The 11904-nt window shown below is 73.6% G+C and carries 12 protein-coding genes; 8 read left to right on the forward strand and 4 right to left on the reverse strand.

The window, feature by feature from the left end; all coding sequences use genetic code 11:
• Positions 1-90 precede the first annotated feature (90 nt).
• Positions 91-1440, forward strand: coding sequence for an NAD-dependent malic enzyme (locus M8330_RS12100; protein WP_250827563.1), 1350 nt, complete (start codon positions 91-93; stop codon positions 1438-1440).
• Positions 1441-1510: 70 nt separating this feature from the next.
• Here M8330_RS12100 and ppgK read toward each other — a convergent pair whose 3' ends face one another.
• Positions 1511-2254: a polyphosphate--glucose phosphotransferase gene (gene ppgK / locus M8330_RS12105; protein WP_250827525.1), complete on the reverse strand. Its 744-nt coding sequence runs from the start codon at positions 2252-2254 to the stop codon at positions 1511-1513.
• Positions 2255-2357: 103 nt separating this feature from the next.
• Here ppgK and M8330_RS12110 point away from each other — a divergent pair, with 103 nt between their 5' ends.
• Entirely contained in the window at positions 2358-2741 is a 384-nt protein-coding gene (locus M8330_RS12110; RefSeq protein WP_250827526.1) for a hypothetical protein, read from the forward strand.
• 37 nt (positions 2742-2778) lie between these two features.
• Here the strand turns inward: M8330_RS12110 and M8330_RS12115 are convergent, their stop codons facing one another.
• Positions 2779-3636, reverse strand: a complete 858-nt coding sequence (locus tag M8330_RS12115) for a GTP-binding protein LepA (protein ID WP_250827527.1) — start codon at positions 3634-3636, stop codon at positions 2779-2781.
• 98 nt (positions 3637-3734) lie between these two features.
• Between M8330_RS12115 and M8330_RS12120 the strand changes: the two genes are divergently transcribed.
• On the forward strand, positions 3735-5054 hold the full coding sequence (locus M8330_RS12120; RefSeq protein ID WP_250827528.1) for a M15 family metallopeptidase: 1320 nt from the start codon (positions 3735-3737) through the stop codon (positions 5052-5054).
• A gap of 67 nt (positions 5055-5121) precedes the next feature.
• Here M8330_RS12120 and M8330_RS12125 read toward each other — a convergent pair whose 3' ends face one another.
• Complete coding sequence (locus M8330_RS12125; protein ID WP_250827529.1) at positions 5122-5526, reverse strand: thiol-disulfide oxidoreductase DCC family protein; 405 nt, start codon at positions 5524-5526, stop codon at positions 5122-5124.
• A gap of 54 nt (positions 5527-5580) precedes the next feature.
• Between M8330_RS12125 and M8330_RS12130 the strand changes: the two genes are divergently transcribed.
• The 5 genes from M8330_RS12130 to M8330_RS12150 all read left to right on the forward strand — a co-directional run bounded on the left by M8330_RS12130 (position 5581) and on the right by M8330_RS12150 (position 11309).
• Positions 5581-5955 (forward strand): hypothetical protein, encoded by a 375-nt coding sequence (locus M8330_RS12130; protein ID WP_250827530.1) that lies wholly within the window; start codon positions 5581-5583, stop codon positions 5953-5955.
• Positions 5956-6315: 360 nt separating this feature from the next.
• Positions 6316-8271, forward strand: a complete 1956-nt coding sequence (locus M8330_RS12135; RefSeq protein WP_308196284.1) for a M13 family metallopeptidase — start codon at positions 6316-6318, stop codon at positions 8269-8271.
• Between the two features lie 5 nt (positions 8272-8276).
• On the forward strand, positions 8277-9119 hold the full coding sequence (locus M8330_RS12140) for a 2-phosphosulfolactate phosphatase (RefSeq protein ID WP_250827565.1): 843 nt from the start codon (positions 8277-8279) through the stop codon (positions 9117-9119).
• Between the two features lie 265 nt (positions 9120-9384).
• Positions 9385-10083 carry a response regulator gene (locus tag M8330_RS12145; RefSeq protein ID WP_250827531.1) on the forward strand — a complete coding sequence of 233 codons (699 nt, stop codon included), beginning with the start codon at positions 9385-9387 and terminating at the stop codon, positions 10081-10083.
• Positions 10080-11309 (forward strand): sensor histidine kinase, encoded by a 1230-nt coding sequence (locus M8330_RS12150; protein WP_250827532.1) that lies wholly within the window; start codon positions 10080-10082, stop codon positions 11307-11309. The genes M8330_RS12145 and M8330_RS12150 overlap by 4 nt, the downstream gene beginning before the upstream one ends.
• A 33-nt stretch (positions 11310-11342) precedes the next feature.
• On the opposite strand, the gene M8330_RS12155 is transcribed toward M8330_RS12150, so the two are convergent.
• The gene (locus M8330_RS12155; RefSeq protein WP_250827533.1) at positions 11343-11735 is read right to left on the reverse strand and encodes a hypothetical protein; all 393 of its coding nucleotides are present in this window, start codon (positions 11733-11735) and stop codon (positions 11343-11345) included.
• Between the last annotated feature and the right edge of the window lie 169 nt (positions 11736-11904).

An 11904-nucleotide genomic window follows, 5' to 3' on the forward strand; every position in this document is an offset into this window, starting at 1 on the left:
GTCCCGACGGACTTGCCCGTAACCGGGCGGCAGGTGGAATGTGACCCGGTGCCGACCTCCGCAGCCACCGCGTCCTCCTACTCGATCACCATGCGTCTCCACACCCCGGCGAACCCGGGCGTGATCGGGGCCGTGGCCACCGCCATCGGCCAGGCCGGCGGCATCGTCACCGCGATCGACGTCACCGAGTCGACGCACGAGAAGCTGACGGTCGACGTCACCTGCTCCGCGGGCGACGCCGAGCACGCCGCGTCCCTGCCCGGCGTGGCCGAGACCGTCGAGGGCGTCGAGGTCTACCGGGTCTCCGACCGCACGTTCCTGCTGCACATCGGCGGCAAGATCGAGGTCTCCTCCAAGGTGCCGCTGCGCAACCGCGACGACCTGTCCATGGCCTACACCCCCGGCGTCGGCCGGGTCTCCCGGGCGCTGGCCGAGAAGCCCGAGGACATCCCGCGGCTGACCATCAAGGGCAACTCCGTCGCCGTGGTCACCGACGGCTCCGCCGTGCTCGGCCTGGGCAACATCGGCCCCGGCGCCGCGCTGCCGGTGATGGAGGGCAAGGCGGCCCTGTTCAAGCGGTTCGCCAACATCGACGCCTGGCCGATCTGCCTCGACACCCAGGACACCGACGAGATCGTCCGCGCTGTCGAGATGATCGCCCCCGGATTCGGCGGCATCAACCTCGAGGACATCGCCGCCCCCCGCTGCTTCGAGATCGAGGCCCGGCTGCGCGAGTCCCTCGACATCCCCGTCTTCCACGACGACCAGCACGGCACCGCCATCGTCGTCCTCGCCGCCCTCACCAACGCCCTGCGCGTGGTCGGCAAGGAGATCGGCGAGGTCAGGATCGCCCTCAACGGCGCCGGCGCCGCCGGCACCGCGATCTGCAACCTGCTGCTCGCCGCCGGCGTGCCCGACATCGTGATGGTGGACAAGGTCGGCTGCCTGTCCTCGGACGACGACACCCTCACCGGCTCCCACGCCGAGCTGGCCATCCGCACCAACCCGCGCAAGGTCCGCGGCACCCTCGAGGACGCGCTCAAGGGCGCCGACGTCTTCATCGGCGTCTCGGCCCCCAACATCCTCAAGGAGGAGTGGATCCCGACCATGGCGGACGACGCCGTGGTCTTCGCGCTGGCGAACCCGGACCCGGAGATCGACCCGGCCGTCGCCGGCCGCCACGCCGCCGTCGTCGCCTCGGGCCGCTCGGACTACCCGAACCAGATCAACAACGTGCTGGCGTTCCCGGGCGTCTTCCGCGGCCTGCTCGACGCCCGCGCCTCCGACGTCACCACCGAGATGCTGCTCAAGGCCGCCGAGGCCATCGCGCTGACCGTGGGCGACCACGAGCTCAACGCCAGCTTCATCATCCCCAGCGTCTTCAACACCGAGGTCACCGAGGCCGTCGCGGACGCGATCAGCGGCCGCGAGCGCGACTGAGGCCGGCGTCGGGTGCGGCGGTCTCGAGGCTCCTCGCCGGGGCTCGTCGCACCTCGACCACCGCTGGGCGTCAGGTCGTCGCGTAGAGCGCGGCGCCCACGACGCCGGCCTTGTTGCGCAGCTGGGCGGGCACGATCTCGGTGTCGAGGTCGAGCAGCGGCAGGAACTCCGCGTGCCGCTTGCTGATGCCGCCACCGACCACGAACAGGTCGGGGGAGAACAGCATCTCCAGGGTCCGGTAGTACCGGGTCAGGCGCTTGGCCCACTTCTCCATGGAGAGGTCCTCGGCCTCGCGGGCCCGGTTGGAGGCCCGGGACTCGGCGTCCTCGCCGTCGATCTCCAGGTGCCCCAGCTCGGAGTTCGGCACCAGCACGCCGTCCTGCACGAGGGCGGAGCCGATGCCGGTGCCGAGGGTCGTCACGATGACCAGGCCGGTGCGCCCGGCCGCGGCGCCCCAGCGGACCTCGGCCAGCCCCGCCGCGTCCGCGTCGTTGACGGCGTGCACCGTGCGACCCGTGGCCTCGGAGAAGAGGCGGTCGGCATCGGTGCCGATCCACGAGTCGTGGATGTTGGCGGCGGAGCCGACGACGCCGTGCCGGACGACGCCGGGCACCGTGACGCCGATGGGGCCGTCGTTGTCGGGGAAGGACGCGACGAGGTCGCGGAAGACCGCGGCGACGGCCTGGGGCGTGGCCGGCTGCGGGGTCCTCACCCGCACCCGCTCCTCGGCGAAGTCGCCGGACACGAGGTCCACGGGGGCGCCCTTGATGCCGGTGCCGCCGAAGTCGATGCCGAACGCGTGGCTGCTGGTCATCCGGCCACTCTCGGGGACCGCGCGGCGGGCGGGCAAGTCGGACGCGCCCGTCTCACGGCACTGTCCTTCCCCTCTGACAGCCTCGCCGAGGACACTGCGAGACATGTCCTACGCCACGATGGGTTCGAAGGTCGGCTCGCTGCTCGTGGAGAGCACCGGGCGCGGCGGCAGCGGCTCCGACGCTGCGCTGAACACGTTCCAGGAGCAGTGGGCGGGCTCCTGGGTCAACGGGCGGCTGATGCTGTCCCACCTCCACCTCACCTTCCTCCCCAGCCGGGCGGCCACGAGCAAGGGGATGCTCAAGCTCGAGACCGTCGACGTGACCGGGGTCGAGATCGGCCCGGGGCTGGTCACCAAGACGATCGGGGTGCGCACCGAGGGGCACCTGGTGCAGTTCCGCTGCACGGGCGGCGCCGACAAGTTCGCCGAGATGATCGCGCAGGCAGCGCGCGACGCCCGGGACCCCGGGCTGGCGCACCACCTCTGACGGGCGAGCTCTGACGGGCGAGCTCTGACGGGCGGCCTCAGGCCGCGGCGCGCTCCCGCGCGGCCGAGACCGCGCCGGCGAACGCCTGCACGATGTAGTCGGGCACGGGCAGGCCGTGCCCGCGCGCCCACAGCAGCTCGGTCTCCACGCGGGCGATCTGGGCGACGAACTGCACGTCCTCGCTCACGCCGAGGGTGGCCATCACGTCGCCGAAGTCGGCCAGCTGCTCGGGGTTGTTGACGCCCACGGGGGAGAACGAGAACGACCGCAGCTTGCGCACCAGCCACTTCTGCCACGGCGCCAGCTCGGCCCACAGGTGGCGGGCGGAGAGCTGGTAGAAGGCGTAGTGGCCGGGCTCCTGCCGCTTGATCGGCACGATGACCGTCTCCGCGATCGCGCCCTCGCCCATCTCCACGATGCCGTCGTGGAGGATGTTGTAGGCCAGCACCGCCGAGCGCTCCGTGGCCATGCCGGTCAGGTAGTAGAGCATCCGGCTGACGTCCTGGAACGCGCCGAGGTGGGAGAGCGCGCCGAGCAGCTTGAGCTTGAACCCCACGTTCTCCAGGTCGGTCACCGCGTTGTCGCGGCCCAGGCGCACCTGGAGCTCGTCGAGGATGCGGCCGTGCTGGATCTCCTGCGGCTGCCACACGTCGCGGTAGAAGAACACGTCGACCTCGGGCGGGTCCGGCAGCAGCGTCAGCAGCTCGAGGACGTTGCGGTCCACCTCGAGCTCGACGCGGGCCATGAAGTCGAGGACGTGGCCGAACCGCTCGTTGAGCAGCCGCGGGTCCTTCACGGCGAAGTCGACGCTGGCGAGGTCGATCGGCGGGTGCTGCTCACCCAGCTTCTGGACGTGCTCGACGAGCCGGGCGGAGGCAGAACGGGGGCGAGCCACGGGCCCAGCCTATTCAGGTGATCCTCAGGAGCGTCATGCGCGGGGGTGAGTGACGGTGGCCACACTCGTGCGCCGAGCCGCCTACCATCGTCAGCACCATGGCCCACGCGCGCTCCCCCCACCGCCGTCACCACCGCGGCGCCCCCCGTCCCGGTGGTCTGCTCGCGCGCCTGGTCCTCGTCGGCTGCCTGGTCGCAGCCCCCGTCCTGGTCGCCTGCGGGGCGGCGGACGACGGCAGCGCCGGCGCGCCGGCCGACGACTCGTCCGCGGCCACCGCGGGACCGGCCTCCCCCTCCTCACCCTCGTCCGGCTCGTCCGGCTCCTCCGGTGCCGCGACGAGCCCCGGGGAGACGCTGGGCGCCTGGGCGGCCGATCCCGAGCACGCCGTGGACCGGCCGGCGCCGCTGGAGGCCGCGCTCGTCGCCGCGGACCTCCTCGTCACCACCTCCCAGCCGCTCGACGCCGCGGCCGTGGCCCGGGTGCGGGCGGTGCCCGGCGTCCGCCTGGTCGAGCGGGTCTCCCGGGCCCAGGCCCTCGTCGAGGACCGCACGCTCGACCTGCTGGCCGTCGACCCGGCCCGCTACCGCCGCTTCACCCCCGCCGCGTCCGCGCAGAGCCAGGTCGTGTGGAACCGGGTGGCCGGTGGTGAGATCGCGGTGCGCCCCGCCCTGCGCCGCCGGCTGCCCGCCGACGACGAGGGCTGGCTGCGGCTGGGCAACCGCACCGACAGCCCGCGGGTCCACGTCGGCGCCTACGCACCGCAGGTGGCCGGCGTCGACGCCGTCGTCAACGAGGCCTGGGTCGACGACCTCGAGATGACCCGGGGCAACGCCCTGCTCGTGGCCGTCGCGCCCCGCACCTCCCCGCAGTCGGTGCGCCGCGCCGTCACCCGGGCCGCCGGGTCGGACGCCGCCGTGGAGATCCTCGGCCCCGACCTGCCCGTCGGCGCCGCACAGACCGCCGTCGTCGTCGGCACCGTGGGCGAGGCGGTCGGCCGGTTCACCTACACCGTGCTCGGCGGCGGACGCATCGCCCCCGACCCCGCCTGGGTCGCCGCCCACATCAGAACCGAGACCGTGCCGATCCTGGGCTCGGTGACCTGCAACAACGCGATCTTCCCTCAGCTGCGGGCCGCCCTCACCGAGATCGTCGACCTGGGGCTGGCCTCCGAGATCCACCCCGGCGAGTACGCCGGCTGCTACTACCCGCGGTTCATCGCCGGCACGACGTCGCTGTCCAACCACTCCTTCGGCCTCGCGCTGGACCTCAACGTGCCCGGCAACCAGCGCGGCACGGTCGGCGAGATGGACCGCACCGTCGTCGCCGTCTTCGAGAAGTGGGGCTTCACGTGGGGCGGTGACTGGGCCTTCACCGACCCGATGCACTTCGAGATGAACCGGGTGGTCAACCCCGGCTGACCAGCGGCCCGGCCGTCGGCCGAGGAAGGACGAGGTCCTGTCGCGAGACCAGGCCAGGGGAGGGCGCTCAGTCCTCCAGCCGGCAGGCGGCCGTGCCGCCCGGCAGCCGGTACCGGTTCGCCGCCACCCAGCGGTAGACCAGCGCCGCGAGCGGCCGCACCGGCGGGAGGTCCACCAGGACGCCGGCGGCGCGGTAGACCGGGGAGAGGGCCGTGCCCCGGCAGGCCCGCAGCGACGCGGCCACCGCGCGCGCACCGCCGCGCGGGGCGTCGGTGCCCGTGTCGGTGCCTGTGCCGCCGGGCAGCCACCACGCCGCCGTCCGCACCTGCTCGGGCGTCAGCCCCACGGCCGCCAGGTCGAGCGACTGCCACGGCTCCACCCGGCACGTCGCCCGCGCCGCCAGCCACTGCGCACACCGGGTGCAGAAGGCGCAGTCGGCGTCGTAGACGAGCACGGGAGCGGAGGTGGGCACGCCGTCATCCTCCCGCAGCGGCCCGGCCGGCGGCAGGTCCGGCAGGATGGGCGCATGAGCCACCACGAGGACCACGGGCACGACCACGACCACGGTGACCACGGGCACGACGCGCCCGAGATGAGCGACGAGGAGCGCGTGCGCCGCGCCGGCCACATCATCCTCGACGGGGTCGTCGCCTCCGACGGCGTCGGCGGTGGCGACGAGGCCGACACCATGGACCTCGTCTTCTCCCACCTCCTCGAGATCGAGGCCATCGAGCTGCTGCTGGACGAGGAGACCGAGGAGCTCGAGCTCGACATCTCCCCGCTGATGGGCGGCATGCTGCTCGTCGTGCGCCGCCTCGTCGCCGAGCTCGCCGCCCGCGACGGCCTCGACCCCGAGGCCGTCGTCATGAGCGTGCGCGCCGCCCTGGACGAGGCGGTGTGAGAAGGCTCCCTCCGGTCGCATGTTCTCGGGCTCGTAACCCTTGCTCTTCGGTCGCAGCACTCGGCACGGGCGTTCGCAGGCTCACGGCCCGCACCTCGTCATGCTCCCTGCAGATCAAGGGCGCCCGAGAACGGGTCATGTGACCCAGCAGACCGAGTCCCCAGAGGCACAACCCCTATGCCTCTGGGCATCGTGCATCCCGGACACGTGAAGCGTCGTCGGGCGACGCCTGTTCTGCAGGGACGAGACGAGCGTGCGGGCCGTGAGCGCAGCGAACGCCCGGGCCGAGTCGAGGAGTGAAGAACAGGGGTATAAGCCCGGCGACATGTCGCCGGAGGCGACGATAGGTACTGTGCAAGCGTGAGCATCCTCGACGACGCCCGCGAGGGCATGGACCTCGCCATCCGACCGGTCGACGACCTGTTCGGCCACGTCAACGGCCGCTGGCTGGACGAGGTGGAGATCCCCTCCGACCGGTCCAGCTGGGGCCCCTTCGTGCAGCTGGCCGACGCGGCCGAGTCCCAGGTCCGGGAGATCATCACCGACCTGGCCGCCGCCGACCCGGCGACGATGAGTGACGAGGCCCGCAAGATCGGCGACCTCTTCGCCTCCTTCATGGACACCGACGCGATCGCGGCACGAGGCCTCGAGCCGGTGCAGCCGCTGCTCGCGGCGGTCGACGGCCTGCGCGACGTCCGCGACCTGGCCGCGTTCCTGGGCGAGTTCGAGCGGATCGGCGGCCACGGCCTCTTCGGCTCCTACATCGACACCGACGACCGCAACTCCGACCGCTACCTCTTCCACCTGGGCCAGGGCGGCCTCGGCCTGCCCGACGAGTCCTACTACCGCGACGACAAGTTCGCCGAGACCCGCGAGAAGTACGTCGCCTACCTGACCCGCCTGCTCCAGCAGGGCGGCGTGGCCGACGCGGCCGGCAAGGCTGCCACGGTGCTCGCCGTCGACACCCGCATCGCGGCCGGGCACTGGGAGCGCGCGGCCACCCGCGACGTCCAGAAGACCTACAACCTGCGCTCCCTGGACGAGGTGAAGGCGCTGTGCCCCGGGTTCGACTGGGAGGTCTACGTGACCAACCTGTCCGGCTCGCACCGCACGGCCGCCGAGGTGATGGGCGAGGCGTGCGTGCGCCAGCCGTCCTTCTTCGAGCACCTCTCGACGGTGCTGACCGAGGTCCCGCTGGCCGACTGGCAGGCCTGGCTGGCCAGCCACGTCATCCGGCACGCCGCGCCGTACCTGACCGACGACCTGGTCGAGACGAACTTCGACTTCTACGGCCGCACCCTCTCGGGCACGCCCGAGCTGCGGGCCCGCTGGAAGCGCGGCGTCGCGCTGGTCGAGCGGGCGCTGGGCGAGGCCGTGGGCCGCGAGTACGTCTCCCGGCACTTCCCGCCGACGTCCAAGGCCCTCATGGACGACCTGGTCGCGAACCTGCTGGCCGCCTACCGCCAGTCCATCTCCGAGCTGGACTGGATGACGGAGGAGACCAAGCAGCGGGCCTACGCCAAGCTCGAGACCTTCCGCCCGAAGATCGGCTACCCGGAGACGTTCCGCGACTACTCGGGGCTCAGCGTCCGCAAGGACGACCTGATCGGCAACGCCGCCGCGTCCTCGGCGTTCGAGACCGACCGCCAGCTGGGCAAGATCGGCGCGCCGGTCGACCGCGACGAGTGGTTCATGCTCCCGCAGACCGTCAACGCCTACTACAACCCGGGCACCAACGAGATCTGCTTCCCCGCCGGCATCCTGCAGAAGCCGTTCTTCTCGCCCGAGGCGCTGATGGCGGAGAACTACGGCGGCATCGGCGCGGTCATCGGTCACGAGATCGGCCACGGCTTCGACGACCAGGGCGCCCAGTACGACGGCGCCGGCAACCTCAACGACTGGTGGACCGCCGACGACAAGGCCGCCTTCGAGGAGAAGTCGAAGAAGCTGGTCGCGCAGTACGACGGCTTCGAGCCGCGCAACCTGCCCGGCGAGCACGTCAACGGCTCGCTCACCGTGGGCGAGAACATCGGCGACCTGGGTGGCCTCACCATCGCGCACCGGGCGTTCATGATCGCCTCGGGCGGGCAGGCGAGCCTCGAGGAGCGGCGCACGCTGTTCTCCAACTGGGCCTACGTGTGGCGCACGAAGCGGCGCACGGAGCAGGAGCAGCAGTACCTGACGATCGACCCGCACAGCCCGCCGGAGTTCCGCGCGAACATCGTGCGCAACCTGGCCGAGTTCCACGAGGTGTTCGGCACCCAGCCCGGCGACGGGCTGTGGCTGGACCCGGAGGACCGCGTCCGGATCTGGTGAGCACGATGACGTCGGTGCAGCACGCCCACGGCCAGGCGGCCTCGCAGGTGCGCCTGGCCTGGGGGCTGTCCGGTGCGCTGGCCTGCACCGCACGCCGCGGCCGGCAGGAGCATGGCCAGCCGGTGCAGGGCCGGGACGACGGCCTCGCGGTGGTCGTCGACGTCCTGTCCTTCACCACCTCGGTGGGGCTCGCGGTCGCGGGCGGCACCGAGGTGGTGCCGTGCCCGTGGCGCGACGAGCGCGCCGCCGACCTGGCCAGCGAGCACCAGGCGGTGCCGGCCGTGGGCCGCTCGGAGTCGGCCGCCGGCGGGGTCAGCCTCTCCCCGGCGTCCGTGGCCGACGCCGCTGCCGCCGGCGACCTCCCGGCCCGCCTGCTCCTGCCCAGCCCCAACGGGTCCACGATCGCCACCCGGCTCGCCGAGGCGGGCGTGCAGGTCTGGGCGGCGTCCCTGCGCACCGCGCGGGCGGTGGCCGACGCGCTGGTGCCCGAGGTCTTGGCCGGCCGCGAGGTCACGCTGGTGGCCGCGGGCGAGCATTGGCCCGACGGGTCGCTGCGCCCCGCCGAGGAGGACCTGTGGGGCGCCGGCGCGGTGCTGGCCGCCGTGGCCGCCGAGCTGGGCACCGGCCGGTTCTCGCCGGAGGCCCTCTCGGCCCGCGCCACCTGGGTCGCGCTGGGCGGTCGCGCCGACCACGCGGGCCACGCGGCTGCGCTGCTGCACGGCTGTGCCTCGGGCGGTGAGCTGGTGGCGCGCGGGTTCGGTCGCGACGTGGACCTCGCCGCGCAGGTCGACCGCGACGCCGTCGTCCCCGTGCTGGACCGGGCCACCGGGCGGTTCCGCCGCCGCTGACGGCAGGCGCACGAGCTCGCGGGGGAGCCCCAAAAAGAGCTGTGGCGGACGCCCGCAAGACGCCCGCCGCCGAGCACGAGTGTGATCAAGGCTCGGCCCACACTCTGGCCGAGGGTCGCGGCGGCGTCGGTCGTGCTGCCACCACTCCTGCGGCAAAGAATGTACCGACGCCTGTCAGCCGGCACGCCGCGCGCGTCGTTCCGGGTGGACCGACCCTCTGGACCAGTCCAGTGCCGCGGCCCTGCCGGGCCCTACCCTCGGCGGCGTGGACGACGTGATGCGCGTGGTGCTGGCCGAGGACGGGGAGCTCATCCGGGCCGGCGTCCTGACCCTGCTCTCGGGCTTCTCCGACGTCGAGGTCGTCGGGGTGGCCACCGACCTGCCCGGCCTGCTGCGCGCCGTCGAGGAGCACGACCCCGACGTGGTGCTCACCGACGTGCGGATGCCGCCCGACCACGGCGACGAGGGCATCCGGGCCGCCCGCGAGCTGCGGCGCACCCGGCCCGGCCTGGGCGTCCTGGTGCTCACCCAGTACGCCGACGCCCAGTACGCGCTGGACCTCATCGCCGAGGGCTCCCAGGGCCGCGGCTACCTGCTCAAGGAGCGGGTCGGCCGGGCCCGCCAGCTCGTCGACAGCCTGCGCGCCGTCGCGCGCGGCGGCTCGGTGGTCGACGAGACCGTGGTCGAGATGCTCGTGGAGGCCGGACGACGGCGCCCCGACTCGCCCCTGGCGCGACTGACCCCACGCGAGCTGGAGGTGCTGGGCCTGGTGGCCACCGGCTACACCAACCAGGCCATCGCCGAGCAGCTGGTGGTGACCGACCGGGCCGTGGAGAAGCACGTCAGCTCGGTGCTCAACAAGCTGGAGCTGCCGCAGGACTCCCAGACCCACCGCCGGGTCGCCGCCGCGATCGTCTACCTCAGCGAGATCGGCGAGACCGCACCGCCGGGTCGCCCCCGGTGAGCCTGCTCGACCCGGTCCGCCGGCGGGCCGGCGTCCGCCCGCCGCTGCCCGCCGTGGCGTCGCCGGAGGCCGAGGCCCGCGCCCGCCAGTACTGGTGGGTCAACGCGTTCGCCCTGACCAGCGCCACCGTGGCGCTGGCCGTGGCCTACCTGGCCGGCGCCCGGTTCGTGACGATCGCCCAGGACCTGCTGGTCATGTCGCTGGCGCTCCTGGTGCTGCTCGGCAGCGCGCCGTGGGTGCAGCGCCACGGGGGTCGGGCCGCCGGCGCCTCGGTGCTCGCCTCGACCCTGCTCTTCTCCCTCGGCGCGGTCTGGGTGACGCCGTTCCTGGCCCCGCTGGCGGTGCTGGCGCTGCTGGTGCCGCTGATGGTCACCATGCCGCTCCTGGACCGGCGGCTGCTGGTGGTGACCACGGCCGTCGTGCTCGCCGGGGTCGCGGTGGTCTCCGGGCTGGGCGAGTGGCGGCGGGCGGCCTCGCCGGTCCCGTCGTCCGTGGGGCCCGTGGTCTCGCTGGTGGTCTTCACGCCGATGGTGGTCGGGGTCATCGCCTGGGTCGTGCTCGACACCTACCGGCGGCTGGAGGCGCAGTCCGCGGAGCTGCGGGCCTCCCGCGAGCAGGTGGTGCGCGCCGCCGACGCGGCCCGGCGCACGCTCGAGCGCGACCTCCACGACGGCGCCCAGCAGCGGCTGGTGGGGCTGAGCCTGCGCCTGGGCGGCATGCGCACGCTCGTCGAGGCCGGCGACTGCGACGCCGTGCTGCGCTCGCTGGACGAGGCCGTCGAGGAGAACATCGCCGCCGTGCGCGAGCTGCGGGAGCTGGCGCGCGGCATCTACCCCGCCGTCCTCACCGAGCGCGGGCTCGTGCCCGCGCTGCGGGCCGCGGCGCTCCAGGTGCCCGTGCCGTGCGGCGTCGACGGCGGCGACGTGCCGCGCTACCCCGAGAACGTCGAGGCCGCGGTGTACTTCTGCGTCCTCGAGGCGCTCCAGAACGCCACCAAGCACGCCCGGGCCACGGAGGTCCGCATCGAGGTCTGGGACGAGGCGGGGCCGGCGTTCCGCGTCCGGGACGACGGCGTCGGGTTCCACGTGGACGAGGCGACCCGCAGCGGTGGCGGGCTGGCCGGCATGGAGGCCCGCATCGTCGCGATCGGCGGCCGGTGGGGCGTGGCCAGCGCGCCCGGCGAGGGCACCTCCATCGGCGGCGTGGTGCCGTCGGAGCCGCGCTGACTCCTGACCGCGCCTGGGGCGTCGGGCCAGCACTCAGGCCAGCATGAGGGCGGCGCCCAGGAGCACCGTGCCGCCCAGGGCGACCACGCTGGCCAGGACCACCGGCCCGATCTCGCCGGTGGCGTGCGCCCGCGCGCCCAGGTAGCCCCAGGGCGTGGTGAGCAGACCGATGCGGACCATCCGGCCGGTCGCGCCGGGGGCCGCGAGGGTGCGGTCGGCGCGCAGGTCGAGCAGGTCGGAGACGAACGCCTGCACCGAGACCACCACGGCGGCCGCGACGGCGGCCCACCACAGGGAGACGGGCAGGGACCCGGCGTCCAGCAGCGCCGTGGGGCCGGGCAGGCCGGCCAGCCAGGGCACGAAGGGCACCAGGACGAGGGGGGCGACCGCCAGCCGCACCGCGGGCTGCGCCAGCCCGGTGGCCACCGACCTCGACACCCGGGACGTCCCGCTTCTCAGCAGGGGGGTGAGCGAGGTTCGGGCTCGGTGGACCAGCCGGCGCGTCGAGCGCGGACGAGGGAGGGAGAACGGCTGGACGGTCACGTCCCTGACGGTGCGCCTGCCGGCTGGTGAGGTGCTGAGGGGCACCGAAGCG

The organism is Nocardioides bruguierae (assembly GCF_023656415.1).
In the GTDB taxonomy this organism is placed as follows: domain Bacteria; phylum Actinomycetota; class Actinomycetes; order Propionibacteriales; family Nocardioidaceae; genus Nocardioides; species Nocardioides bruguierae.